The following is a 26,051-nucleotide window of genomic DNA, read 5'->3' as shown; positions in this document are numbered from 1 at the left end:
GGCCCGTTAGGGTCGGCGCATGGCTACTCCCGAATTCATCCGCACGATCAGGGCCTCCGCGGGTCATCAGCTGCTGTGGCTGCCCGGGGTCAGCGCGGTCGTCCTCGACGACGAGGGCAGAGTGCTGCTCGGGCAGCGCTCCGACAACCGCAAATGGGCGGTGCTGTCCGGCATCCCCGACCCCGGCGAGCAGCCCGCGGCGGCGGCCGTGCGCGAGGTGTACGAGGAGACGGCCGTACGGTGCGTTCCCGAGCGGGTCGTCTCGGTGCGGGCCCTGGAGCAGGTGACCTTCGGCAACGGTGACGTCTGCCAGTTCATGGACATCACCTTCCGCTGCCGGGCCGTCGGCGGTGAGGCGAGGGTGAACGACGACGAGTCCCTGCAGGTCGGCTGGTTCGAGGTGGACGCGCTGCCGCCGATGGACGAACGCCAGATGTTCCGGATCAAGCAGGCCCTGTCCGATGAACCCACATGGTTCGAGCCCATGTCCTTTGGCTGAACTGTGGGGGGTGCCCACATGTGGGCACTGGGGAGCGCTGCTTAGGGTCGAGGCATGACCTCGTCCAGCACTCTGTCCGGTACGCCCGCTCCTCTCCTCGACCTCGGCGGCCGTACCGCTCTCGTCACCGGGGCCGCCAGCGGCATCGGCCGGGCCTGCGCGCTGCGCCTCGCCGCCGCCGGGGCCGCGGTGCGGGCCGTCGACCGGGACGCGGCCGGCCTGGCCGAGCTGGCCCAGCAGGCGGAGCGCGCCGGCGACCTGGCGGGCACCGTCGTACCGCACGTCCTGGACCTCACCGACCTGGACGCCGCCGAACGCGCCGCGGCCGACACCGACGTCCTGGTCAACAACGCCGGACTGCAACTCGTCCGCCCCCTGGAGGAGTTCCCGCCCGAGGTCTTCCACACGGTGCTGACCGTGATGCTGGAGGCACCGTTCCGGCTGATCCGCGGCGCGCTGCCGCACATGTACGCGCAACGCTGGGGCCGGATCGTCAATGTGTCCTCCGTCCATGGGCTGCGCGCCTCCGCCTTCAAATCCGCCTATGTGGCCGCCAAACATGGTCTGGAAGGCCTGTCCAAGACGGCCGCTCTGGAGGGCGCCGCCCATGGTGTGACCTCGAACTGTGTGAACCCCGCCTACGTGCGCACGCCCCTGGTGGAGAAGCAGATCGCCGACCAGGCACAGGCGCACGGCATCCCCGAGGAACGCGTCCTCTCCGAGGTCCTGCTCAAGGACAGTGCCGTCCAGCGGCTCATCGAACCGGAGGAGGTCGCCGAGGCGGTGGCCTACCTGTGCAGCCCGCACGCGTCCTTCGTCACCGGGACCTCACTGGTCCTCGACGGCGGGTGGACGGCCCACTGAACCGGCGGGCGGCCCCGGCCTCCGGAGTTGTCCACAGGCCTGCCGGGCCGGGCCGCCGATGCGGAATCCTGTGACCATGTCTCGCGATCACGTCCAGCAGGCCGGGCCACCCGGCACCGACGCCGCCGACCGGGCGGCCGACAGCAGCGCCGAGGCCCCGTACCTCGAGCTGCTCGCCCGCGACGCCTCCGTCGAGGCCTACGAGCAGCCGGTGCTGCTCGCCCGCGCCGAGGGCCGCCCGGCCGACCGGATCGCCGCGCTGGACCACGCCAGGCTGCTCGCCCTGCGCGTCCGCGCCGAGCTGGAGGGACGCAGGCGACGCGAGGCGGAGCTGTCCGCGCTCTTCGAGACCGCCCACGACCTGGCCGGCCTGCGCGACCTGGACGCCGTCCTGCAGGCCATCGTGCAGCGCGCCCGCTCCCTGCTGGGCACGGACGTCGCCTACCTCACCCTGCACGACCCGCCGCGCGGTGACACCTACATGCGGGTCACGGAGGGCTCCGTCTCCGCCCGCTTCCAGCAACTGCGCCTCGGGATGGGCGAGGGACTCGGCGGACTGGTCGCCCAGACGACACGGCCGTACGTCACGGACGACTACTTCAAGGACGCCCGCTTCCAGCACACGCTCACCATCGACGCCGGCGTCCGGGACGAGGGCCTCGTCGCCATCCTCGGTGTCCCCCTGATGCTCGGCCCGCACGTCATCGGGGTCCTTTTCGCCGCCGACCGCAGGGCCCGCGTCTTCGAACGCGCGCAGATCGCCCTGCTCGGCTCGTTCGCCGCGCTCGCCGCGGCCGCGATCGACACCGCCAACCTGCTCACCGAGACCCGCGCGGCCCTGGCCGGGCTCGAACACGCCAACGCGATCATCCGGGACGGCAGTGCCGTCATCGAGCGCGCCTCCGACGTCCACGACCGGCTCGCCGAACTCGTCCTGCGCGGCGGGGGAGTGCACGACGTGGCCGCCGCAGTCTCCGAAGTCCTCGAAGGCACCGTCGAGTTCACCGAGGCCGACACCGCACCGGCCGAGGCTCTGGAGGCGTCCCGCGCCGAGGCACACGCCGTACGGCACGGCAGCGACTGGATCGCCGCGGTGGCCGCCGGCGGGGAACTCCTCGGGGCGCTGGTCCTGCGCGGGCATCCCGGCCTCGACCCGGTCGACCAGCGCACCCTGGAGCGGGCTGCGATGGTCACCTCACTGCTCCTGCTCGCCCGTCGCTCCGCCGCCGAGGCGGAGCAGCGCGTGCGGGGCGAGCTGCTCGACGACCTCCTGGACGCCCGCGACCGGGACCCCCGTCTGCTCCGCGAACGCGCCGCGCGACTGCACGCCGACCTGGACGCCACCCAGGTCGTCCTGGCCGCACGCCTCGACGGCCCGGCGGCCGACGCCGACGAGGAGGCCGCGGCCCGCCGCCGGCTGTGGTCCGCCGCGTCCCACCTCGCCGCGACCCGGCACGGCCTGGCCGCAGCGCGCGACGGCGGCACCGTCCTGCTGCTGCCGCTCGCCGCCGGTGACACCGCCACCGACCTGGCCCGCCGCACCGCCCGCCACCTGGGCACGGCCGTCCACCAGCCCGTCACGGTGGGCGCCTCGGCCCCGGTCACCGGCCTCACCGCCCACCCCGAGACCGTCACCGCCGGCTACGCCGAGGGCCGCCGCTGTCTGGAGGCGCTGCACCTGCTGGGCCGCGCCGGGGACGGCGCGGCGGCCGAGGACTTCGGCTTCCTCGGCCTGCTCCTCGCCGGCGAACGGGACGTGGCCGGCTTCGTCGACCGGACCATCGGCCCGGTGGTGTCGTACGACGAGCGGCGCGGTACGGAACTGCTGCACACCCTCGACGCCTACTTCGCCTGCGGGATGAGCCCGGCCCGCACCAAGGACGCGCTGCACGTCCACGTCAACACGGTGGCCCAGCGGCTGGAGCGCGTGGGCCGTCTGCTCGGCCAGGACTGGCAGACCCCGGGCCGCGCCCTGGAGATCCAACTCGCCCTGCGACTGCATCGGTTGGCGACACCGGGACGCCACTGACCGGCCCCCGCACGGAGGCCGGTCGGCACAGCACGGACGTCCGGGTCAGACGGTCCGTGCCTGCGCGGCGGGACTCGTGGCGGAGGCCTCGCCGTCCTCGGCCTCGACCCGGGCGAGATCCCGGTGCCGCGTCTCGCGCGACACGGCCACCGCGACCAGGGTCAGTACGGCGGCGGCGATCACGTACAGGGCGATCGGGGTGGAGCTGTCGTAGCCGTCGAGCAGCGCGGTGGCGATGAGCGGCGCTGGCGCACCGGCCGCCACGGAGGCGAACTGGGCGCCTATGGACGCGCCCGAGTAGCGCATCCGGGTGGCGAACATCTCGGCGAAGAAGGCGGCCTGAGGTGCGTACATGGCGCCGTGCAGCACCAGACCCACGGTGACCGCCAGGATCAGGTAGCCGAAAGACCCGGTGTCCACGAGCGAGAAGAACGGGAACATCCACAGCCCGATCCCGGCCGCGCCGAACAGGTACACGGGCCGCCGCCCCACCCGGTCGGACAGCGCGCCCCAGGCCGGGATGACGGCGAAGTGCACGGCGGAGCCGATGAGCACGGCGTTGAGCGCGGTCTGCTTGGAGACGCCGGCCGAGGTGGTGGCGTAGACGAGGATGAAGGCGGTGATGACGTAGTAGCTGATGTTCTCCGCCATCCGGGCGCCCATCGCCACGAGCACGTCCCGCCAGTGATGGCGCAGCACGGAGACGAGCGGCAGCTTCTCCGCGTCATCCGCCCGCCGCGACTCGGCGCGCTCCGCCGCCTCCTTGAACAGGGGCGATTCGTCGACGGACAGCCGGATCCACAGACCGACCATGACGAGCACCCCGGAGAGCAGGAACGGAATCCGCCAGCCCCAGCTGCCGAAGGCGTCGTCGGAGAGGACGGCGGTCAGCAGGGACAGCACACCGGTCGCGAGCAACTGCCCCGCCGGCGCGCCGGTCTGCGGCCACGAGGCCCAGAAACCGCGCCGCCGCGCGTCCCCGTGCTCCGACACCAGCAGAACGGCACCGCCCCACTCGCCGCCGAGCGCGAACCCCTGGACGAGCCGCAGCGTGGTGAGCAGTACGGGCGCGGCCGTGCCGACGCTCGCGTGGGTCGGCAACAGCCCGATCGCGAAGGTCGCCCCGCCCATCAGCACCAGGCTCAGCACCAGCAGCTTCTTCCGCCCCAGCCGGTCACCGAAGTGCCCGAACACCAGGGCTCCCAGCGGCCGGGCCGCGAACCCGACGGCATACGTCAGGAACGACAGCAGTGTCCCGACGAGCGGGTCGGAGTCCGGAAAGAACAGCTTGTTGAACACCAGCGCGGCGGCGGAGCCGTACAGGAAGAAGTCGTACCACTCGATGGTGGTGCCGATGAGGCTGGCGGCGACGATGCGGGGGAGGCTGGACGGGGCTGGTGGAGCGGTCGCGGAGGACGACATCGGTACCACTTCCTGGCGTTCGACGGGGACGTTTGCGTGTCGCCACACCGTAGGAACGTGCAGGTCAGAGGCGTATGTGGTGGGACACCATAGTTCTGGGCGCGGGAGTGCGTCCGGACACCATGGAGGCGTTGCCGGGGTCTCGATGACGGCCACAATGAGGCGGTGAAGAGCGCTGTCCGAGTTGCGTTGTTCGGGCACGATTTGAAGGCGCCTGTGCTGACTCCCGTGCTGGTTTGGTGCTGGCTGAAGGCCCACGTCATCACCCCGGATGGCCGGCAGGGCGCGAGTTGTGGACCGCAGCGCACGCGAAGCCCGGGTACGAGAAGGGGCTGTCGCCCCGACGAAGTTGGGCCCCGCGACGTCCGTTGGAGCACCACGGTGCCCGCCTGTACGGCCTGACGCAGCGGGTGGGCCTCCCGTGCCGCCCTGCGGCCGTGGGCGCCGGACTTCGGTGACGGCTGAGGCCCCCACCGGGATGCCTCACCACCGCTTACGCGTCTGAGGGTTTACGCATGCCTTCGAGCAGCGTGGCAAGGTAGCGGCGTGCGGTGTCGATGCGGTCGTGGGGAGTGCCTCCGTGGACGTGCACGGCATGGGCGATGCCGCACATGAGCGGGACCAGGTCGGCGGCGGCGAGGTCGGAACGGACCATCCCGGCGTCGCGGGCGCGGGCAAGGAGTTCAGTGCCGGCCGACGCGAGCGAGGTCTTGAGTTCCGTGGTGTGTGGCAGGGTGTCCGAGGCCGCGGCGGCGACCGGCGCCAGGGCGACGTCGGTCACCTGTGCTTCGACGATCTGGGACAGGAAGTCCTCCAGTGCGCGTCCGGGGTCGGCGTCGGTCAGGGCCCGCTGGCCGTGCGCGACCAGGGCTTCCAGGCAGGGGGTGGCGACGGTCTCCAGCAGCGCCTCGGGGGTGGCGAAGTGCCTGTAGACGGTGGCGACGCCGACGCCCGCCCGGCGTGCGATGTCATTGAGCTGCAAGGGGGTGCCCTGGTCGACCAGGTCGCGGGCGACAGCGACGATCCGGTCCCAGTTACGGGCAGCGTCCTTGCGTAGCTGTGGCGTCGTCATGTGTCGGCAGTCCAGGTCGCTCGTCTGATGGCAGAGGTTCCGCTTTCGATCATATGCGTGACCCTCGGATGAGGCGCAGGTGCCGGGTGGGCGGTCCTGCCGGCCCGCCCACCCGGGATGTCAGGGCCGGTCCTGAGCTCGACCGAGGAAGCCGGTGATGAGCTCGAGCCACTGGTTCGGCTGTTCCAGGAAGGGCAGGTGGCCGGTGGCCAGTTCGGTGGTCCGGGCCCCGGGGATGGCCGCGGCCAGTTCGTGCTGGAGGGGTGCCGGTATCAGATTGTCTCTGGTGGTCACCACAACGAGGGTCGGGACGGCGATTGCGGCGAGGTCGGCGCGCACATCGGCGCGGCGGACCAGGTCCACTTGGACGCCGGTGCCGGCCGGGACGGCAGAGGCGGTCTGCTCGGCGGCAGCGCGCACCTGGGTCGGGGTGAGGGAGTTCAGCGCCGGCGTGCTGAGGGCCAGGTGGGTCATGTACTGGGCGAGCAGGAGGTGGTGTCCGGATTCGTAGAGCTGGTGCCAGATCGCGGCGGTCAGGTCGGTGCGGGTGTCCAGACTCGCGAAGGTGGCGCTCAGCACCAGTGCGGTGACACGCTCCGGGTGACGGACGGCGGCTCGGATCGCGACCGGGCCGCCGAGTGAGTATCCGCAGATCGCGAACGTGCCGAGTCCTTCGGCGTCCGCTGCGGCGACCAGTTGGTCCGCCAGGTCGTCCAGCTCCAGCGGCTCGTGTGTGTCGGGGGTCTGCCCGGAGCCGGGGTAGTCGATCCCAACGACGGTGTGCTCGGCGGCAAGTCCTCCGATGATCGGTCCGTAGTTCGCCTCGACGCTGCCGCCCGCTCCGTGGGCGAGGAGAAGGCCAGGGCCGGAGCCGTGGACGGTGCGGGCATAGGGGGTCGGCATTGTGACGGTCATGATCCTCTTCCTCATGTGACGAACCTTGCGAACGGGCAGGGGCACGAGGTGTGGTCCGGGGACGTTTCCCCAGGGGGTGGAGGGAGCGAGTCCGCGTCGACTCCGGTCGCGTGCTCACGCTCCGCTGACGGGGGCCTCCAGAGGAGCGTGAGATTCGCTGAGCCGGAGTACAGCCTGGGCGAGGCGGCGGTCGGTCGCGGCACGGAACGGGGCGACCGGCTCGGCCCGGGCACCGATGACGATGCCACTGCGACCGGCCAGAGCCTCGTCGGTGGCGGCGACGATCGAGGGCCTGGCCGCCACGGACGCCGGACCGGACGTGGAGCGTTCGAACCTGCGACGGACCAGCGGCCACAACAGCCTCAGGGCGGGCGAGACGATTTTCGGGTCGGTCAGCGTTCCGTTGGTCATCTCGGTCGCGGCGCCTCCAGGGTCGGCGGCGAAGACGGAGACACCGGTGCCCTCCAGCCGTGCGGCCAAGTCCAGGGTGTAGGCCAGGTTGGCGAGCTTGGCGCGTCCGTACCAGTGGAAGCCGTAGTAGCTGCCGGGCGGCTCGACGCCGTCGAACACCGGCTTGGCCACAGCGACGGCGCCCGAGGTCACGTTCACGATTCTGCTCGGCGCCCCGGCTGTCAGTGTGGGCAGCAGCAGTTCGGTCAGCAGGTAGGGCGAGAGGTGGTTGACGACGAACGACGCCTCGATGCCGCCCAGGTCCTGCCGCTGCGCGAACATCGCGCCGACGTTGTTGACCAGCACCGCGAGCGGTTCGCCCGAGGCGGTGTGGTCGGCGGCGATCGTGTCGGCGAGTGCGCGGACCTGATCGAGCGAGGCAAGGTCGGCGGACAGGTAGCGACTGGGGTGCCTGGGGTTCGTCGCCTGAATCTGCTTGACCGCCCTGGCTCCCCGTTCGGCGTCGCGTCCGACCACGGTGACCGCGAACCCCTCGGCGGCGAGCCCCAGCGCCGTCTCCAGGCCGATGCCGCCCGTTCCGGCAGTGATCACAGCTGTCCTCGACATGAAGCCTCCACTCGACAAGCAATCGGATGAACTATCCGGTTGGTCGCGACGGTAGCATGCATTCGGATGGACTATCCGGTTAATGTTCTTCGGATGGGTGGCGGGGGGGTGGTGACGTGTGGTGATCCCTGCGGTAGGGCGGTGTTACGTGGTACGCGCAGGGTGGTGACCGCGGAGCGGCGGCGGTATCGGGAGCGGATCCGGTACGAGGCGTGCGAGCGGTTCGGCCGCGGCGAGAGAATCGCGGTGATCGCGAAGGACCTGCGCGTGAGCGGGCGGTCGGTGGATCGCCGGCGCCGTGCCTGGCGGAGTGGGGGACAGTCGCGCTCGCCTGCGCGGGTCCTCCGGGGGCCTTGACCAGCTCAAGACGGCACGGCGCAGCGCGCTCCTCGGCGACCGGAAGCGGCTGTCGGCACGGCGTCAGCCCCGAGGGCTGGTCGTGTCGCGGAGCATGGTGAGGACAGGGGCGTACATGCGCGTCTTGATGGTTCCGAGGCTGTCGCCGGCCTTGTTCGCGTGCGCCTGGGCGAGTTCGAGGGCGGCGGTGCGCAGGGCGCCTTCGTCCACCGCCTGATCGACGATCCCGGCGGCGGCGGCTTCCCGGCCGCCGAAACGACGGGCGGAGACCATGGCATGGTGGGCCGTTTGCGGGGTCAGCCGGGACTGGATGAGGGCGGACATGCCTGGGGTGAAGGGGATGTTGATGTCTGCCTCGGGCAGGCACCAGAAGCCTCGGTCGGCGCGCATGAGACGGAAGTCGTGGGCGAGGGAGAACATCGCTCCGGCGGCGAACGTGTGTCCCTGCAGCGCGGCGACGGTGATCAGCGGGAGGGACAGCAACCTTGCGAACAGAGCGTGGACGGAGTTGACGTAGTCCGGGTGCTCGTCGCTGTGTGCTGCGAGCCATTCGAGATCGAGACCGTTGGAGTAGAACTTCCCGGTCGCAGCGGTCACCAGGGCGCGGGGGCCTTCCGACTTCTCCACCTCGTCCAGGGCCGCGTTGGCCGAGGCGATCCAGTCGGGGTGGAAGCGGTTCTCGCCGTCACCGAGGTCGAGAACGAAGACGGCGTCCTGGCGGTCGAGCGTGGGCATGGTGGCTCCTTGGAGATGTTTCGGTGGTGCAGGGCACATGGCCGTGTGGGGGGCGCGGTCTGCCGGCCGTAGACCGGGGCTGCGGGCTGTCGCGTTCCGGTGGACCGGACGGGTCGGCGCTCCAGGAACGAGGTGATGCCTCTGGCGTGCGTATCTCCGCCGCCGCAACGAATGTCAGCTGGGAAGGGCTCGCCGGGCCCGGTGGTGCAGGGTGGCTGCGGCCAGCAGGCCGAGTGCGGCGGTCGCACCGGCGAGGAGGATCCCGGTGAGGGCCGGCCCTGCGGGAGGTGCGGACGCGTGTATCCAGCGGATGGCGAAATTGGTGCTTGCCGCTATGGGGAAGCTGAAGATCCACAGGCCCGGATGGAACGCGGGCTGGCGTAGCTCGGGAAGGAGGAAGGCGACGAGAAGGACGGTGAAGAGCAGGGTGCCGGCGAAGCCGTAGCCGACGGCGTCGAAGACGCCCTTGTGGGCGGCGGTCCAGGCGATTCCGCCGGTGGCCGGTGGAATGGTCAGGACGGTGAGGGCCGGGCGGGCGGGTCCGGGCAGGGGAGCGTTGGTGACGAGGCTGCCGAGGATGACGGCGCCGAAGGCGAGCCAGTACAGCAGCCCCACCGCGAAGGTCGCATCGGCGACCCCGGGCAGCCTCAGCGTGGAGGCAACGGCACTCGCCACGAACGGTGCGGAGGAGATCGGCAGCAGGTAGCCAGGATGCAGGATGGTTGAACTCAGGGCGCCGGTGAGCCAGTGGGCCAGGAGGCGTGCGGCGATGAGGGCGGCCATGGTGACGAAGACGGCGTAGGCCCAGCGTGGGCCTGTGATCCCGAACCGCGAGAAGTGGCCTGCGATCAGCATGCCGATGATGGGCACGTACCCGAGGGTGAAGCCCTGGCCGGGATGGCGCAGGTCGTGGCGCAGGCTGCGCCATCGGGCCCCGTCATGGCGCAGGTACTGGGCCAGCAGCACCAGCCAGATGAGACCGCTGACGGTGAACAGCGCGTCGCTGACCTGCAGAGCGGGCGGAAAGGTCGTCGCCGCCGCCTGCCAGGCTCCGCCGAGGCCGGCCGTGCCGAGGGAGACGGACAGCAGCCCGATCCGTGCGGCGCGGGTCGCGTGGCGACCGTTGACGTCGGAGGCGGTGTCGGTGGCTGGACGCGCCCGCCCGCTTCCGGGCGGTGCCGTGCTGGTGTGCTCTCTGGTGTGGTCTGTCGTGTCGACCATGTCGATCATGGGGAAACCTCGAGGGGAGAATGCCAAGGGCGCGGGCTGTGACTCGCCCGGCCGGGGGATGCAGGTCGCGGCGTGGTCAGGCTCAGGCAGTCATGTCCAGGACGACGCGGAAGCGTGCCTTGCCCGAGAGCATCCGCTCGTAGGCGTCCATGGCGTGGGTGAAGGGCATGGTCTCGGTGGAGGGGCGGATGCCGTGGGCGAGGCTGAAGGCGAGGTTGTCCTCGTTCTGGATCGATGATCCGGTCAGGCTGCCGACGATGCGGCGGGTGCCGAAGATCAGGTCGGCCGTGGCGACCGTCAGCGGGTCGGGGGCGGCGCCGACCACGACCAGACTGCCGCCCGGGGTCAGTCCGCGGACCAGTGGGTTCATGGACGTACCGCTGGATGCCGTGGCGACGATGAGCGATGCGCCGCCCAGGTCGGCCAGCGCCGTGCCGGGGTCGGTGCCGGCGCTGTCGATGTACTCGTGGGCGCCCAGCTCCCTTGCCAGCTTCTCCTTCTCCTGGCCGCGGGCGATGGCGGCCACCCGGTATCCGAGGCCGCGTGCGTACTGCAGGGCGAGGTGGCCCAGCCCGCCGATTCCCTGCACGGCGACCAGGGCGCCCGCGCGAGTGGGGGCCTGCTGGAGCGCGGTGAGGGTGGTCAGTCCGGCACACAGCAGCGGGGCCGCCTCGATGGCCGGCATGCCGTCGGGGATGCGCACCAGTCCGCTCGCGCGGGCGTAGGTCACCTCCGCGTATCCACCGTCGATGGTGGTGCCGGTCTGCGCCTGGTTGAGGCAGTTGACGAAGTCGCCGCGGCGGCACGGTTCGCACTCCCAGCAGTGCCCGTTCAGGAAGCCGACGCCGACGCGATCGCCGGGCCGCCAGGCAGTGACGCCCGCGCCCACGGCATCGATCACACCGACGATCTCGTGGCCGGGAACGACAGGGAGTGACGGGTCGGGGCGCAGCCCCTCCACGGCCAGCACGTCGGTGTGGCAGACACCGCACGCCTCCACCCTGAGCCGGACGTGGCCGGGCTCCGGGTCGACCGGCTCGCGCTCGACGAGCCGGAGCCGGTGGATGCCGGTGGCCTCGAATGCTCGGTACGTGGACATGCCGCTTCTCCTCGGTGCCGCCTCTGCCGACACGGGGAGGGCCGAGGGCTTGGGGGTGGGGTCTGGATTCAATATGACCGGTCACTTTAAATCTAGTCAAGCAGGTCCGAGGGCCGAACCGTGGGCCACGTGCCGTTGTGGGCGGCGCTGCTTCCCCGAGGACCTGGGTTTGACCCGAGGCAAGGCGACCGGACATATTGACCCCGAGGTGGTGGTGGGAATGGCACGCGCGTCCAAGCGCGAGGAGATCGCGCAGGCAGCCCTGGAGCAGTTCCGGACACGGGGCTTCAATGCCACGGGCATCAGCGACATCACCTCGGCGGCGGGGGCTCCCAAGGGCTCGTTCTACAACCACTTCGCCAGCAAGGAAGAGAGCGCCCTCGAGGCACTGAGCCGCTACGCCGCCGGATTGCGGTTCGACATGCTCGAGACCCCGGGACGCCCTGCGCTGGAGCGGCTTCGGGCGCACTTCGAGTTCCTGGGCGCGGACACGGTCGACAGCGGCTTCGCCCGTGGCTGCTTGGTGGGCAACCTCGGCGCCGAGGTGGCGGACCACTCCGAGGAGATCCGCTCCGCCGTCCAGGGCGGCTTCCAGCGGTGGGCCACGCGCATCCGGCAGGTGCTCACCGAAGCGAAGGAAGCAGGTGAGCTGGACGCCGCTCTCGATGTCGAGGGCGCCGCGCTGTTCATCCTCAGCGCCTGGGAGGGCACGCTGATCGCGGCCCGGGCGGACAAGTCCTCCGCTCCCTTGGACGCCTTCTTCCGCATGGTCTTCGACGTCCTCCTACGTTGATCGCGGCCTGGCCGCTGAAGACTCGTAGGCGTCGCCACCCACACCAAGTGCTGCGCCGACCTGCTGAGGCAGGCGCGGGAAAGCCAGAGCGCCTCCGTGCACGACTCCTCGTCGGAGGGGCTCTATGGGTGCTGTGGGGCGAGGGCTTGCTCGGTCCAGACCGTCTTCCCGTCGTTGGTGTAGCGGATACCCCAGTTCTGCGCGAGCTGGGCGCAGATGAACAGGCCGCGGCCACCTTCGTCGACCGTTCGTGCGTGGCGCAGCCGCGGAGCGGAGATGCCGGAGTCGTGGACCTCGCAGGTGAGCTTTCGGTCGTTGATGAGGCGCAGGTGTACGGGCGGCGCGCCGTACCGCAGGGCGTTGGTGACCAGCTCGCTGACGACCTCCTGCGTGTCGTAGGCAGTGTCCTCGTCCACGCCCCAGTCGGCGAGTTGGCGCCGGGCGTGGCGCCGCGCGATGGCGGGGGCGATGGGCTCTTCGTCCAACGGCCATGTGGCGACGCAGTCGGCGGGGAAGGGGTGGGTGCGGGCGAGGAGAAGGATGGCGTCGCCGGGAAGAGTATCGATCCGGAGCCGGTACAGGATCTCGTCGCACAGATCCTGAAGGGGGCGGTCGATATCGCCGAGCAAGCGTTGGAGCGGCAGCGTGTTGCTTTCGCCGCACCCAGGCCGTGCCGCCTCCAGGAGCGAGGCCGTGTAGAGGGCGAGGACGTCTCCATCGGCCAAAGTGACGGTGGTGGTGGCGTACGGGGGTCCTCCTCCGCCGCCGAGGGCACCACCGGCGGCCAGCTCGACCACTCGGGTGCTGGAACCGGGGCCGGCGACGACGGGCGGCGGGTGTCCGGCGGAGGCGATGGTGCACGTATGAGTGAACGGGTCGTAGAGCGCGCACAGGCACGTCGCGCTGAGGGGCTGGCTGCGCAGGGGGTCGCCGAGTGGCAGCGCCCTCCGCTCCCACGCGAGACGGGCCATGGTGTCGTCGAGCCGGGCGAGGAGCTCGTCGGGTTCCAGGTCCAGTCCGGCGAGCGACTGCATGGCGGTCCGCAGCTGACCCATGGTGACAGCGGTGTGGATGCCATGGCCGGCGACTTCCCCGACGACCAGGGCCGTACGGGCACCGGGCAGGGCGCAGGCGTTGAACCAGCCCCCCGCGCCCCGGTCGTCAGCCACGTACAGGTCGGCGGTCTCGATTGCGGTCTGCGACGGCGGAGCCGGGGGCAGCAGATGGCGCTGCAGTGCCGCGGCGATGGTGTGCTCGCGGGTGTAGCGGCGGGCGTTGTCGATACCCAGGGCGGTGTGCGTGGCCAGTTCGAGTGTGAGGGCGAGTTCCTTCTCGTCGAATCCGCCGGCTCGCTGGGTGCGGTAGAGACTCAGCAGCCCGAGGACCCTTCCGCGCAGCGTCAGCGGTGCGATGAGCAGGGCGCGTGCGCCGGATGCGCGGATCGCTTCGGCCCGCGCCGGGTCGGCCGCCAGCCAGGGCGTGTCGGGGCCGAGGGCAATCGTGCGGGGCTTGAGGTCGGCCAGCGCCTGCGCGTATGGGGTCGGGAACGGCAGCGCGCGGACATCTCCCACCGGATGCGCACGGGCCTGCTGATCACCGCCGCTGTTCCCGACGGCGGCCCGACGCAGCGGCACATCCCGTCCCAGAGGGCTGAGCGGTGGTTCCTCTCCCCGCACCACAGGCTCCACCACTTCCACCACGGCGATATCGGCGAACCCGGGGACCAGCGCGTGAACCAACTCCTGGCAGGTGGCCACCACCTCCAGGGTTTGTCCCACCCGCTCCCGGACCGCATACAGCGCCTGGACTCCGCGGCGTGCCTTCTCCTGACCTGTCACGTCATGGGCCACGACCACCGCCCCCGCTGCATCGCGCAGGGGAAGCACCGAGACGGCGTGCGTGTGCTGGGGCTCGTTCTTCGGGCCCGTCCGCATGACGTGGTCCGTCGCCGGCGTACCGTCCGCCATGGCCTGGCGCAGCATGTTCTCCAGTTCGCCGGGGGATGAAAGGGGCCACGCATCGGTGAGGGGGCGTCCTTGGATCTGCCGTGCGCTCGCGCCGGACAGGGCCTGCGCGGCCGCGTTGGCCGACACCACGTGCAGCTCCTCGTCCACCACGAACAGCGCCCCTGCCGTGTGGGCGGACAGCGCATCGAGTACCGCGGTCTCGATGCCGGGCACCATCCCGTTCGCAGGTGGGAGGAAGATCCCCCACGCCACCGAACCGTCGTCCCGCAGCACCGGCCGCACACGCAGGCCACCGCCGGCGGCGCCCTCTGCGACAGCACGCAGGTCGTCATGCCTGCGGCGTTCCACGGCACCACCGCCTGGAACGGGAACAGGGCTGACCAGGTCGGTTGCCGGCCGCCCGACCACGTCGCCCGCCGAGCGCCCCAACAACTCCTCCGCCCGGTGGCTCCACTGCACGACCACGCCTTGGCCGTCCACGACCATCAGCGGCGTCTCACCGGCCACGGCAACCACCTCCACCTCCCAGCTTGCCCGTCGGCCAGGGGCTGCGCCGCCGCAGATCGGCACCCAGCTGCGGTTCTGCACGAAGCGCGGTACGAGGCAGCCCTTACGACCTCCGCCGGCGGATCACGCCGAACCCCCGCGCCAACGCCGAGGACGCGGGGTTGACCGGAGGTAATAGCGGTCCCCGTCGGTTTCGACTGTGGCTTACAGGGTCCCCAGGGTCAGCGCGCCCAGGTGCGCGATGCCTACGAACCAGTGAACGATGAGAGGGTCGCCAGGCTGATCAGGGCCACCGGATCGCCTGGCTGCGGATGTGTCGTCGGCATCGGACCGCCGTCGCGGACCCTCCCGGCGGTGGCCCCGGAACCGGCACGACAGAGCAGGAGACCGACATGAACACGTTGCTGGCCGAGGTCCTCGATGCTCATGGTGGCCTCGACCGCTGGAACGCATTCACCACAGTCCGCGCCACCATCGTCAGCGGTGGCGACATGTTCGTCATGAAGGGGATGCCGCAGGACCCCAGCCCCCGGGAGATGACCGTCTGGCTGCACGAGCAGCACGCCTCTGTGATGCCGTTCGGCGCCTCCGACCAGAAGACCGACTTCACGGCCGACCGAGTCAGCATCGAAAAGCTCGACGGCCGAGTCGTGGCCGAACGCGACCAACCGCGGAAGTCGTTCACAGGGCACGACCTCAGCACGCCCTGGGACCCACTGGACCGCGCCTACTTCAACGGATACGCGCTGTGGACGTACCTCACCACGCCCTTCCTGCTGGCGATGCCCGGCTTCACCATCACCGACATCGAACCGTGGCGGGAAGGAGAAGAACTCTGGCGCGGCCTGCGTGCCACCTTCCCGCCCCACATCGCCAGCCACAGCACCCGACAGGACTTCTACTTCGGGCCCGACCACCTCCTGCGTCGGCATGACTATCACGTCGACATCGCGGGCGGGTTCGCTGCGGCGCAGTACGTCTACGACACCGTTGAAGCGGACGGGATCCGCCTGCCCAGCAGACGCCGGGCCTACCGAAGCGATGCGGACAACCGCCCGATCGTGGAGCAGATTATGGTGTCCATCGACGTCAGCAACGCCCGGTTCACCTGATAGCCGTTCAGACGCCAAGGTCTGCCAGCCAGCGCAACGCGCTGAGACTCGGCAGGACCGTGTCGCTCGGCCGGCAGGTCGAAGGCCCGGGTTCGTTCGGCGAGGATGCCGGCGCCCTGCTGGACGACGCCGAGATCTCGCATGCGCTGGCTGGGCCGCACGTCAGTCGCCTGAACTCCCTTGATCTGATTCGGGTTCGGGCCGTGCCTGGAATCGCTGTTCCAGACGGTACCGAGCGTGCGAGGTGGGTGTGGTCGTGATCCACGTGAAGTGCCGTGACCCGGCGTCGTCGCTGCGGACCGGCGGGATGCGCAAGACGACCTTCCAAGACGGGCGGGACGAAGACGACAGGTAGGAAGCGGTCCTGCCGGGGCTGGCAGTGGTGTAGCTGCGGCGGGGCCTGCGCGCGCCTCTGTCTGGTGCCACTGCCGCAGCGAATCCGAGCAAGGTCGGCGCAGTCCTCATGGGCGGGGCAGGTCGGCGAGCGCTGTACGTCGCGCTCGCCTCCCGGCTGTCGGACGCGGCTCAGCCCAGGTAGAAGTCCCTGCGGGCGGCCACGAACGCCTCGATCGTCTGGGCGGTGGTGCCCGTCACGCGCTCGACGTCGTCGGCCGTGCGGTCGTAACGGTTGTCCCGGTGCAGCCGGGCCATGGTGGCGACGTGCTGTTCGAGGTGCGGCGGCATCCCCAGCTTCGGGAGCTGGGCCTCCCACCTCTCCGGGGGCACGTCCACGTAGGTCACCGGTCGTCCCAGCGCCCGCGAGAATTCCGCGGCCAGCTCCGTCATGTTGACCGAGCGCGGCCCGGTCAGCTCGTAGACCTGCCCGATGTGCGGAGCCGGATCGTGGAGCACGGTGGCGATGACCCGGGCGACGTCGTCCACCGCGACCGGCGAGGTGCGTCCGGTGCCGAACGGCAGCACAATGGTGCCGTTCTCCTGGATCGACCGCGCCGCCATCATGGTGAACAGGGGAGTGTCCAGGAATGCCGTCGGCCGTATGTGCACCACGGGCAGCCCCGACCAGTTGAAGACCTGCTCCGCCAGCCAGTGCAGCCGCTGCTGGTGCGACTCCTCGGTGCTGGTGGCGGTCATCTGCGACACCGTCATCTGCGACAGGTCGACCAAGGCCTCCAGCTTCCCGTACTCCTTCGCAACAGAGGCCACCACGGTCGCCGCCAGCAGATGGTCCGGCGACACGCGCATCGCGAAGTACATTCGCGTCACGCCCTGCAGAGCGGCCGCCACCGTCTCGGGCCGGGTCAGGTCACCGATGACCACCTCCGCACCGAGCTTGCGCAGCTCAGCCGAGCGTTCGTCCTCGCGACGGACCATGAAACGCACCGGCACGTCCTGAGTACGCAGTCGCTCGAAGACCGAACGGCCCACGCCGCTGGCACCAGGGATGAGAACAAGGTTGTCGGCAATCATCAGTCGATCTCCTTCGGAGGAACGAAACAAATGGGTTGAACGTCTTCAGAGCGTCAGTTGAGCCGTCGGCAAACCGCCGAGCGCGGCGATGCCACTGCCGATCCGGGTGGTGCTTGCGCGGGGTCTCCGCTGCTGTCGCTGGTTCTGCGATCGCCGGGCGGAGGAGGCCGGCGCCACCGACATCGGCAGGGGTCTGTCGGGGATGGTGCTCTGGCCGACGCCAGCGCTACCGGCGATGTCCATGGCCTGTCACGGCGTCCTCCTCGAGCACCCGCAGCGCGGCTCGTTGACGGCGAGGTTCGCGGCGGCAGTGCGGGAACGTCCCCGCCAGAGGGGCGCCTCTGGTGTCTCGCGGGGGATGGTTCGTGATCACTCGTGGGGCTCAGACGGTCTGGCGCTGGGACTTGTCACTGCCCGCGGCCACGGCTGCGTCCTTGCCCGGCAGGAAGAGCAGTACGACGACCGCGCCGACCAGGGCGACGGCCGCCGATCCTATGGCGGTGATGTGCATGGCGTGGAGGAAGGCGTCGTGCGCGGGCCGCACCAGCGCCCTGCCGGCTGGTCCCAGCTGCTCCGCGAAGGTAAGGGTCGCCTGGACGGATTCACCCGCGGCGTGCCGGTCGGAGACGGGCAGGATGCCCAGGTGGGCGCCGATGCCGTTGCGGTAGGTGGTGGACAGCAGTGACCCCAGTACGGCGACCCCCATGGCCCCGCCGACCTGCCGGAAGGTGTTGTTGACCGCGGATCCGGAGCCGGCCTTCTCCCGCGGCAGCGACGACATGATCATGACGGTGGCGGGCGGCATCACATGGGCCATCCCCGTGCCCATCAGGAAGAACAGCACCTCCAGCAGCCAGATGGGGGTGTTCTGACCGAGCAGCAGGAAGCCGGCGAAGGCCACTGCGGTCAGGACGAGGCCGGCGGCGCAGACCGCACGGGCACCGAAGCGATTGACGACCAGCCGGGCCCGCGGGGCGAAGAACATCTGGGCGGCGGCCAGCGGCAGCACGAGCAGACCGGACTGCAGGACGCTGTAGCCCCGAACGCTCTGGTTGTAGAACACGGAGAAGAACGTGACGCCCATGAGGGCGAAGAAGACCAGGCCGATGGCGGCGACGGAAGCGGAGAACCGCCGGTTGCGGAAGTAGGTGACGTCGAGGGCCGGATGGTCGCTGCGGGCCTCGTACATCACGAAACCGGTGAGGACCGCCAGGCCGCCCAGGATCGTCGCCCATGCCTCGGGCCGGGTGAAGTCACCCAGTTGGCCGCCCTTGATGATGCCGTAGACCAGCACCGCCAGACCGACGGTCGACAGCAGTACGCCGACCGGGTCGAGCCTGCCGGGCCTGGGGTCCCTGGAGTCGGGGACGATCGCCACCATCGCGGCCATCGCGGCGAGCACGATCGGCACGTTGACCAGGAAGACCGAGCCCCACCAGAAGCGCTCCAGCAGAACGCCGCCGGCGATGGGGCCGGCGGCTATGGCGAAACCGACCACACCGGTCCATATGCCGATGGCCTTGGGCTGCTCCTCGGGCTCGAAGACGTTCATGATGATGGCGAGGGTGGCGGGCAGGATGAAGGCACCGCCGAAGCCCATCACGGCGCGGAAGGTGATGAGCTGCCCGGAGGAGTCCGAGAGCGCGGACAGCACGGACCCCGCGCCGAACACGGCCATGCCGAAGAGCAGCACCTTCTTGCGGCCGAGCCGGTCACCGAGCAGGCCCGCGGTGAAGAGCAGTCCGGCGAAGACCAGCGTGTAGGAGTTGACCGCCCACTCCAGCTGGCTCTGGGTGGAGCCGAGTCCGGTGGGAGCGGGCTGCGCGATGGTCTTCATCGCCACGTTGAGGATCGAGTTGTCCAGCATCACCACCAGGAGGCTGAACGCGAGCACGGCCAGAATGGCCCAGCGCCGGCGGTGGACCGCCTCAGAAACACCTCGTCGCCGGGCAGGCGGCACGTAGGGCGTGGACTCGGGCGTCGAGGACTCGGTGGGTGGTGCTGCCACAGGGGTCTCCAGTGCTGTCGAAGGTTCCGGGATTGCCTGGCGGAGGCCGTCGGCCTCAAGAGGCGGGAGGCGGCGCAAGGCCCTGCCTGACCTGCCGGGCGATCGCACTCGAATAGATGTCGCACACAATCTAAACTGGGGCTAGGATAGATGACAAGTGGCATCTATCTGAGGAGAGTGATTCCGTGGGCCGCGTGTCCCGGGCGCAAGCACAGGAGAACCGACAGCGCGTCGTAGCCACCGCCTCCCGGATGTTCCGCGAGAAGGGCACCGCAGTCAGCGTCGCCGATCTGATGAAGGCCGTCGGGCTCACCCATGGCGGGTTCTACAAGCAGTTCGGCTCCAAGGAGGACCTGGTCGACGAGGCGATCGCCCATGCCTTCGCCGAGCAGGCGGCACACTCGGCGGTGGCGTTCGAGGAACATGCCGGGGAGCACGAGGCCGCCCGCCGGACGCTGATCGAGGACTACCTCTCGGTCTGGCACCGTGATCATCCCGCGGACGGCTGCCCCGTCTCCGGATTCGCCACTGACCTGGGGCGCGAGACCGAACAGACTGCTCGCGCCCGCCACACCTACATCAACGGGGTACGGAACCGCGCCGCTCGGCTGGCCACCGGCGACGACGACGGCATGGCCCAGCTCTGCACCATGGTCGGTGCCCTCGTCCTCGCCCGCGCCACCCGGGGCAACCCGATCTCCGAAGAACTGCTGCAGGCCGCGCGCACGGCTCTCACCAAGAGCGGCACCGGGAAGACCGAACCGCGGCCGCGCACGGACTGACCCGGGGGCCGGCCGATCGTGGCAGCAGGTTCGTCATGGACGTCTACGCTCATCCTCAACGCCACCGCCACCGCGGTGCTGCCTGCACTGCCGTTGCCAGAAACGCCAGAGGTTGTCCCGTACGGGGCAACCTCTAGCCTCGGGCTGTCGCGAGGCAGGGCGTCCAGTGATTGATCATAAACGCCCGAAGAGTGCTCCTGACCTGCAACGATGGTACTTGTCCAGGGTGTCCGAGTCGTCGCATGGAAGAAGCGCTCTCCAGGTGAAGCCTGCGCCTGCGGCTGTTCTCCCTCGCTGCCCAGTTGGTCACCACCGGACGCCGCCGCATCCTCCGGCTCGCGAAGCACTGGCCCTGGACCAAACTGATCACCGACGCCGTGGCACGACTCGGGGAGCATCCGTCGTGCACCAGGTGGACGCCCTGATCGGCCGGCCGGCGCTGTGCCGCATCCGAACGAAGTGGCCTGCGGCCGCGGGCCGAAGAGCCTGGGAGGCGGATGTGGCTTGCGGACGGGTTCTCGCCCGCCGGGCCGCGCTTTAGACTCCGACCGCTCCGAAATCTGACGATCTTTTGGAGGGTGCGCAGGATGAACCGAGCTCTCATGACCGCATTGGCGGTAGCAGCGTTGATCGCGTCAGGGGGCGGCACCACCGCCTCCGCTTCCGATGCCCCGCCGCGCACCACGCACGGTCCGTGCCAGTACACCCAGACCCCGGACGAGCCGGCGGCGCGGCCGGTTCCCCTGCCGCCCGACCCGCGACGCACCCCCAGCCACGGCACGGTCGGTATGGCTGTCCCGACCAGCCAGGGCCCGCTCCCGCTGCGTCTGGACCGGGCGAAGGCGCCGTGCACGGTCCAGAGCTTCGCGCACCTGGCGCTGCACCGGTTCTACGACCGTACGGTGTGCCATCGGCTGACGGCGTACCCGACGCTGAAGGTCCTGCAGTGCGGCGACCCGACCGGCACCGGCGAGGGTGGCCCGGGGTACGCGTACAAGGACGAGCTGCCGGTGGACCTGCCGCCGGCACCGAGCGATCCGACCGGTGTCCGTCGCCTCTACGGGCGCGGTTTGCTGGCGATGGCCAACGCCGGGCCGAACACGAACGGTTCGCAGTTCTTCGTCGTCTACGGCGACTCCGCGCTGCGACCGAACTACACGGTGTTCGGCACGGTCGGTGCCGCGGGCCTGAAGACGCTCGACAAGATCGCTGCCGGTGGAATCGAGCCAACTGCGCAGGACCCGGCGCCCGTCGACGGCACGCCCGCGCTGCGGACCGAGCTGCTCAGCGTCCGGCCGTCCTGCCGCCCCTGAGGAACTGCGGTGCGGTCACCGTGGGGCCGGCTGCGTTTCCTGGTCTCCCGGTGATGTGAGGCAGCCGTTGCCGACGTCCGTCCAGATGACGTCGCCGATGCGGTCGTAGAGGGTGACCAGAGCAGCGGGGAGGAGGTTCATATGTAGGCCGGGCCGCCGCCGTTCGAGCCGATGACCACTTGCCCTCCCAGGATCTTCGTGGAGCGACTTCCGGGAGCGGAGTATGGTGCGGGCCCTACGCAGCCAAGGTCTGGTTCACGTGGCCGGCGCGGTGGCGCCCGCTGCAGCCCCAGCGTCGAGGGTGTTCTTCCAAGCGGGCGGCCGTCGGCTTTGTGGCCTGGGAGCTGCACCGCAAGGACGCCTCGCTCCTTGACGTGCGCCCGTTTCGTGAGCCGGTCTGGCCGGCGGCTTCGTCTTGCTCGGCGCCCTGCGGTCCGCCGGATACCGCACCGCCATCGACGACAAGCTTGACAGCCTCCCTCAGGGGACCGCGGACACCGCCCGCGAGGGCATCGCCAACGCCGGTCCGGGCAGCCCCGCTGGCTCCGCCACGACAGCCGGCGGAGCGTCCTGGCGCGGTCCACCGGTCGGCGGTGATTGATCGGCAGCCGGGCGGTGGGGCACGGGACGCTCTGGTCGTGTGCGTTCCCGGCTCTCGTCGCGCAGGAGGTCGGCGCGTGCGGCATCCAACGCGTCCAGCACCGCCTGGAAGGACTTCCTGGTCTCTTGCGCGAGGTCAGGGTCTGAGCCGGGAGCCCGAGGCAGGGTTGGCGTCGTTGCGACCCACCGAGTCCTCCCGGGGCTGTTCTGGTCCTGACGGGCCACTTCTTCGTCGGCGGCGGCCAGGTGCCACGCGCCAGGAGCTAGGTGGCGGGTGCCAGGTGCCGGGTGCCGGTCGCTTTCCCTTCGTCTTCTCATGGAGGCGATACGCAGGCCGCGCTGCTTTGTCTTCACTTCGCGGCCGGTACGTAACCCACGCCTCATCCGAGGTGGCGCCGCCTCAGGGCATCGCGGGAGCGAAGAGAACGCGCACGGGGGAAGCCGCCCGAACCGTGGGAAGCGAGTGGCACTCGGCCCGGATCGAGCCGCGACCGCCCGGTCATCAACGTCCCTGCCTGCAGAGTTACATACCCCACTTTCCGGCCTTCGGGTGAGCGCTCGTGGGATGCGGCCCGTTGACCCAGGTAACCGGTGACCCACCTGTAGAACGGGGAGTGAGGTTCGCACATGTCAAAGGTCGGCCCGGAACCAACCACGCGGCGTTTGCCCGTCGCCGACTGCTGCCCGGATCGGGTGCGCCTTCGCTCCCGTCGACTCAAGGACTGAGAACGGTCGCTTCATGGACTACTGCATCCCGTGCAGCCGCACGCTCAACGGGGCCGTGACCTGCCCGGAGTGCGGGGCATACGACCCCGGTATGGCACAGGTGAGCGATCCGGGAGACGATGCTTCGACCGTCGAGACCGCGATGCCGGAGCTCCGCTCGAGCGAGGAGCCGAGTTCCTCCGGGGCGCCCCTTCCCGGGTCACCGACTGCTCTGCAGGATCTGCCGGCCGACCGGCACGACCGTCCGGGGCGGCTGAGGAAGTATGCCGTCCGGTCTCTTGCCGCGGCCGCCTTCACCCTCCTCGGTGGCCTGGCCACCGCATCGGTCCTCCCTCGGTCGACGGCCCCACGTGCAGCCTCGGTCCCGGAACAACCGCCGGCACTCGCAGAGCCCGGGGCCCGCGTTCCCGATGCACAGGCCTCGCCGGGACGTGTGACCACGCACCCGGCCCGAAAAGGCGTCCAGGACCGAAACAGTGACGGGATCCGGCGTCCTGGGCCGACGGTGTCTCGCAGCACGTCACCGGTCCCTCGGCCTCCCGTCACCTCCACCAGTGCGCCGCCACCCGTGAAGGCGACACCGACCCCGCGAGCCTCCGGCGGCCGCGGCCCCACCTCGCCCCCGCGGACGGCGACCCCTTCCGCCAGTCCCTCCGGCAGTCCTTCCGGCAGCGTCAGCGCCTCTCCCACCAGTAGCGGCTCACCGAGCAGCGGAGGGGAAGCCGGAGGCTGAGACACGGACGGGGCTCCCCGCCGCGGCAACCTCCACTGGTCAGGGCACGGCATCCGTCTGATCGGCAGCGGGTCGGCAGCACCGACGGTGGCCGCGACCACGGATCGCGTCAGCCGATCTTGAGAAGGCCGGCTTCCACCACGGCCCGGCCGAAGGGGCTCGCGGGTTCGGCGAGACGCTCACAGCCGGCGTCGCCCAGGGCGGCGTAGGCCGCAAGGGCCAGACGGTCGGTGCGGTCCTCGATGTGCCGGCGCGGCAGGGCGCCTTCCGAGCTGACGGAGTCGCCGTCGAGGAGGCCCCGCTCGCGCAGAGGGCGTCGGTCCACTCGTCCTTCCGCCAACCGCGGCTCGCCTTGAGGAAGTCGACGGGAAGCTCACCGGTGGCGGCGTGCAGGATCAGGGCCTCCAGCCCCCCGACGCCCTCGCTGAGCAGGCACGCGACATGGCCGTCACCGCGGAACTCGCGCAGCAGCGTCTGGGCGTGCCACAGCTGCAGCACCGGCTCCTTCGGCCAGGGCAGTGCGGCAGGTGCGGCGAACAGCGGGCGGCCCTCCGCGTGTTCGCCCACCGGGCACCGCTGACCCCGGCGCCGTCCTCACCCTCGCGCCGGCAGTTCGTCGGCGGCACGCACCAGGAGGGCGTCGGCCGGCGGCGATCGGGCGTCCGGTCCCGCGCCGCCTGTGCCGATGCGGTCATTCGGCCGCGGCGAGCAACCGTGCCTCGCTCTCCTCGTACAGCCGCCGGCTCTCGAGGCTGCCGGCGGCACGGCGCCGGTGCTCCAGACGGCTGCCCAGCCAGCCCGCCAGATAGCCGAACGGGACGGAGACCAGCCCCGCGGACTGCATGGGAAACCAGCCGAAGTCCGCGTTCGGGAAGACCGCGGACGGCGTGCCCGAGACGGCCTTGGAGAAGACCATCAGCACCAGTGCGCAGGCCGCACCGCCGTAGAGGCTCGCGAGCAGGCCCGTGCGCGTGAAGCCTCGCCAGAACAGGGAGTAGGTGAGCGCGGGGGCCACGGCCGACGCCCCGATGCAGATCGCCAGCGTGGTCAGTACGCCGACGTCCCAGTCCTCGACCAGGGTGGCAAGCGCGACGGCGACGGTTCCCACGGCCACGCTCGTCCACGCCGCCACCGTCATCTCCGTACGCGGCGTCGCCCGCCCCCGACGCACGGCGTGGGCGAACAGGTCGTGGGCGAGCGACGAGGCCGCGGCCAGGGTCATTCCGGCGACCGAGGACAGCAGAGTGATGAACACCGTGCCTGCCATGGCCGCGTAGAGAACCGTGGTGCCCACGGAGCCGGCGCCGTCGCCGAGAGCCTGGGACAGCATCAGCACCGACGTCCTTCCGTGGGGGTCGGCCGCGGTGATGTACCGCGATCCCACCAGCGCCGCCGCGCCCGTGCCCATGATGATCACGAGCAGGCAGAACGTGGTGACCGTGCCGACCGCCCATGACATGGAGCGGCGCACGGCCGGCGCGTCCCGGGCGGAGTACAGACGCATCGTGATGTGGGGCAGGCAGGCGGCGCCGAGGATCACGGTGATCTGGAGACCGGCGAAGTCCAGCCGGTCGACGGCCGAGGTGCCCAGCTGCAGGCCCTGCTGGAAGAAGGCGGGGCCCGCGCCGCTGCCGCGCCGGGCGGCCTGCAGCACCGCGTCGGGGCTCCAGTCGAAGCGGTTCATGACCAGGACGGCGACGGTGGCGCTGGTGCCGAGCAGGAGCACGATCTTGATCATCTGGATGAGTGCGGTTCCTCGCATACCGCCGAGCGCCGCATAGATGATCATCAGGCTGCCGACGAGGACGATGCACGTCGTCCTGGCGCCGGCCACGTGCGGGATGCCCAGGATGAAGGTGAGCAGTGACCCGGCTCCGGAGAGTTGGACGACCAGGAAAGGGAGGGTCGCGCTCAGCGTCACCGCACAGGAGGCCACACGGGTCGCGCGCCCCGGCATGGTGCGGGCCAGGACGTCGCCCATGGTGAAACTGCCGGCGTTGCGCAACGGTTCGGCCAGCAGGAACATCAGCAGCACCAGCGAGAGGGCGGTGCTGACCGCCAGGACGTAACCGTCGTATCCGGCGAGCGCGATGATGCCGGTGGTGCTCAGCACCGTGGCCGCCGAGATGTAGTCGCCCGCGATCGCCAGGCCGTTCTTGAGGGGCGTGAGCGAGAGGTAGCCGGTGTAGAAGTTCGTCAGGTCGTCGCGGTCCGGTCCCGCCATCACGCACATCAGCAGGGTGAAGGTCACCAGGGCGGTGAACAGGACCAGGACGACGGTCTGCGTCCCTGTGCCGAAGTCGTTCATCTCGCCACCCCGGCTTCCCGGTCCTGCCGCCCGGCCGCCCGCTCCCGCACGGCCCGCGCCAGCGGGTCGACGGAGCGCTGCGCGCTGCGTCCGTACCAGAGGACCGCCGCGAAGGTGACGACGAGCTGGAGGACCCCCAGGGCCATGCCCAGGCTCAGGTCACCAGTGATCTTGGACCCCATCAGGCCCCTCGCACAGCAGGACAGCACGACATACACCACGAAGGAGCCGAGCGCGGTGAGCGTGGAGACGCGGCGGAGCACGCGATAGGCCGAGCGCAGGGCGGCGAGGTCGCCACCGTGCCGATCGGTCTCGGGCGCGGACGGCCGGTGCCGGGGTGTCTGCCCGTACGGGTCGTACGAAAAGGCGTTGTACCCGTACGGGTCGTCCTGTGGCACGCCGTGTCCGTACGGCGCCTGCCGCTCGTGCGACGCGCGCCGAGGGACATGGGCATGCGGCTCGGCCTGCGGCTGCGGCCATCCCGACAGTGCCGATGGCGGGTCGGGGTACGGGTGGTCGTCGGGAAGTGTCATCG

Annotated in this window: 19 protein-coding genes and 2 pseudogenes; 8 read left to right on the top strand and 13 right to left on the bottom strand. The window is 70.5% G+C overall.

Going from position 1 to position 26,051, the window contains the following annotated elements:
• Nucleotides 1-19: 19 nt before the first annotated feature.
• The 3 genes from ACIHEJ_RS05455 to ACIHEJ_RS05445 all read left to right on the top strand — a co-directional run bounded on the left by ACIHEJ_RS05455 (nt 20) and on the right by ACIHEJ_RS05445 (nt 3,392).
• Nucleotides 20-499 (top strand): NUDIX hydrolase, encoded by a 480-nt coding sequence (locus ACIHEJ_RS05455; RefSeq protein ID WP_400132315.1) that lies wholly within the window; start codon nt 20-22, stop codon nt 497-499.
• Between the two features lie 54 nt (nt 500-553).
• Nucleotides 554-1,363: a 3-hydroxybutyrate dehydrogenase gene (locus tag ACIHEJ_RS05450; RefSeq protein WP_400132314.1), complete on the top strand. Its 810-nt coding sequence runs from the start codon at nt 554-556 to the stop codon at nt 1,361-1,363.
• A gap of 76 nt (nt 1,364-1,439) precedes the next feature.
• Nucleotides 1,440-3,392: a helix-turn-helix domain-containing protein gene (locus ACIHEJ_RS05445; protein WP_400132313.1), complete on the top strand. Its 1,953-nt coding sequence runs from the start codon at nt 1,440-1,442 to the stop codon at nt 3,390-3,392.
• Between the two features lie 45 nt (nt 3,393-3,437).
• On the opposite strand, the gene ACIHEJ_RS05440 is transcribed toward ACIHEJ_RS05445, so the two are convergent.
• The 7 genes from ACIHEJ_RS05440 to ACIHEJ_RS05410 all read right to left on the bottom strand — a co-directional run bounded on the left by ACIHEJ_RS05440 (nt 3,438) and on the right by ACIHEJ_RS05410 (nt 11,239).
• On the bottom strand, nt 3,438-4,814 hold the full coding sequence (locus ACIHEJ_RS05440) for an MFS transporter (RefSeq protein WP_400132312.1): 1,377 nt from the start codon (nt 4,812-4,814) through the stop codon (nt 3,438-3,440).
• Nucleotides 4,815-5,307: 493 nt separating this feature from the next.
• Nucleotides 5,308-5,886: a TetR/AcrR family transcriptional regulator gene (locus tag ACIHEJ_RS05435; protein WP_400132311.1), complete on the bottom strand. Its 579-nt coding sequence runs from the start codon at nt 5,884-5,886 to the stop codon at nt 5,308-5,310.
• Between the two features lie 120 nt (nt 5,887-6,006).
• On the bottom strand, nt 6,007-6,801 hold the full coding sequence (locus ACIHEJ_RS05430) for an alpha/beta fold hydrolase (protein WP_400132310.1): 795 nt from the start codon (nt 6,799-6,801) through the stop codon (nt 6,007-6,009).
• A gap of 114 nt (nt 6,802-6,915) precedes the next feature.
• The gene (locus ACIHEJ_RS05425; RefSeq protein WP_400132309.1) at nt 6,916-7,818 is read right to left on the bottom strand and encodes an SDR family NAD(P)-dependent oxidoreductase; all 903 of its coding nucleotides are present in this window, start codon (nt 7,816-7,818) and stop codon (nt 6,916-6,918) included.
• Nucleotides 7,819-8,238: 420 nt separating this feature from the next.
• Nucleotides 8,239-8,910 (bottom strand): enoyl-CoA hydratase-related protein, encoded by a 672-nt coding sequence (locus tag ACIHEJ_RS05420; RefSeq protein WP_400132308.1) that lies wholly within the window; start codon nt 8,908-8,910, stop codon nt 8,239-8,241.
• Between the two features lie 174 nt (nt 8,911-9,084).
• Nucleotides 9,085-10,140 (bottom strand): hypothetical protein, encoded by a 1,056-nt coding sequence (locus ACIHEJ_RS05415; protein ID WP_400132307.1) that lies wholly within the window; start codon nt 10,138-10,140, stop codon nt 9,085-9,087.
• Nucleotides 10,141-10,222: 82 nt separating this feature from the next.
• Complete coding sequence (locus ACIHEJ_RS05410) at nt 10,223-11,239, bottom strand: alcohol dehydrogenase catalytic domain-containing protein (RefSeq protein WP_400132306.1); 1,017 nt, start codon at nt 11,237-11,239, stop codon at nt 10,223-10,225.
• A 220-nt stretch (nt 11,240-11,459) separates the two neighbouring features.
• Between ACIHEJ_RS05410 and ACIHEJ_RS05405 the strand changes: the two genes are divergently transcribed.
• On the top strand, nt 11,460-12,032 hold the full coding sequence (locus tag ACIHEJ_RS05405; protein ID WP_400132305.1) for a TetR family transcriptional regulator C-terminal domain-containing protein: 573 nt from the start codon (nt 11,460-11,462) through the stop codon (nt 12,030-12,032).
• Nucleotides 12,033-12,154: 122 nt separating this feature from the next.
• Here ACIHEJ_RS05405 and ACIHEJ_RS05400 read toward each other — a convergent pair whose 3' ends face one another.
• Nucleotides 12,155-14,506 carry a SpoIIE family protein phosphatase gene (locus tag ACIHEJ_RS05400; protein WP_400132304.1) on the bottom strand — a complete coding sequence of 784 codons (2,352 nt, stop codon included), beginning with the start codon at nt 14,504-14,506 and terminating at the stop codon, nt 12,155-12,157.
• A gap of 392 nt (nt 14,507-14,898) precedes the next feature.
• Between ACIHEJ_RS05400 and ACIHEJ_RS05395 the strand changes: the two genes are divergently transcribed.
• A complete protein-coding gene (locus ACIHEJ_RS05395) occupies nt 14,899-15,618 on the top strand; it encodes a hypothetical protein (protein ID WP_400132303.1) in 720 nt (239 codons plus the stop codon).
• Between the two features lie 525 nt (nt 15,619-16,143).
• On the opposite strand, the gene ACIHEJ_RS05390 is transcribed toward ACIHEJ_RS05395, so the two are convergent.
• Together ACIHEJ_RS05390 and ACIHEJ_RS05385 are read right to left on the bottom strand one after the other, a co-directional pair.
• Nucleotides 16,144-17,046 (bottom strand): NmrA family NAD(P)-binding protein, encoded by a 903-nt coding sequence (locus tag ACIHEJ_RS05390; protein ID WP_400132302.1) that lies wholly within the window; start codon nt 17,044-17,046, stop codon nt 16,144-16,146.
• Nucleotides 17,047-17,428: 382 nt separating this feature from the next.
• Nucleotides 17,429-18,940, bottom strand: coding sequence for an MFS transporter (locus ACIHEJ_RS05385; RefSeq protein ID WP_400132301.1), 1,512 nt, complete (start codon nt 18,938-18,940; stop codon nt 17,429-17,431).
• A gap of 299 nt (nt 18,941-19,239) precedes the next feature.
• On the opposite strand from ACIHEJ_RS05385, the gene ACIHEJ_RS05380 reads away from it, so the two are divergent.
• From ACIHEJ_RS05380 to ACIHEJ_RS05370, 3 genes and pseudogenes are all read left to right on the top strand, one after another.
• Nucleotides 19,240-19,836, top strand: a complete 597-nt coding sequence (locus tag ACIHEJ_RS05380; RefSeq protein WP_400132300.1) for a TetR/AcrR family transcriptional regulator — start codon at nt 19,240-19,242, stop codon at nt 19,834-19,836.
• 269 nt (nt 19,837-20,105) lie between these two features.
• Nucleotides 20,106-20,261, top strand: a pseudogene (locus ACIHEJ_RS05375) (transposase); the annotation flags it as partial.
• A gap of 363 nt (nt 20,262-20,624) precedes the next feature.
• Nucleotides 20,625-21,149 carry a peptidylprolyl isomerase gene (locus ACIHEJ_RS05370; RefSeq protein ID WP_400132299.1) on the top strand — a complete coding sequence of 175 codons (525 nt, stop codon included), beginning with the start codon at nt 20,625-20,627 and terminating at the stop codon, nt 21,147-21,149.
• Between the two features lie 2,168 nt (nt 21,150-23,317).
• Here the strand turns inward: ACIHEJ_RS05370 and ACIHEJ_RS05365 are convergent.
• From ACIHEJ_RS05365 to ACIHEJ_RS05355, 3 genes and pseudogenes are all read right to left on the bottom strand, one after another.
• Nucleotides 23,318-23,706 (bottom strand): annotated as a pseudogene (locus tag ACIHEJ_RS05365) (hypothetical protein).
• Between the two features lie 193 nt (nt 23,707-23,899).
• A complete protein-coding gene (locus tag ACIHEJ_RS05360) occupies nt 23,900-25,516 on the bottom strand; it encodes a cation acetate symporter (RefSeq protein WP_400132298.1) in 1,617 nt (538 codons plus the stop codon).
• The gene (locus ACIHEJ_RS05355) at nt 25,513-25,914 is read right to left on the bottom strand and encodes a DUF485 domain-containing protein (protein WP_400132297.1); all 402 of its coding nucleotides are present in this window, start codon (nt 25,912-25,914) and stop codon (nt 25,513-25,515) included. The genes ACIHEJ_RS05360 and ACIHEJ_RS05355 overlap by 4 nt, the downstream gene beginning before the upstream one ends.
• Nucleotides 25,915-26,051: the final 137 nt, after the last annotated feature.

Origin of the sequence: Streptomyces sp. NPDC052301, from assembly GCF_044593395.1 — a bacterium.
GTDB lineage: Bacteria > Actinomycetota > Actinomycetes > Streptomycetales > Streptomycetaceae > Streptomyces.
This window is presented reverse-complemented; position numbering and strand designations above follow the sequence as displayed.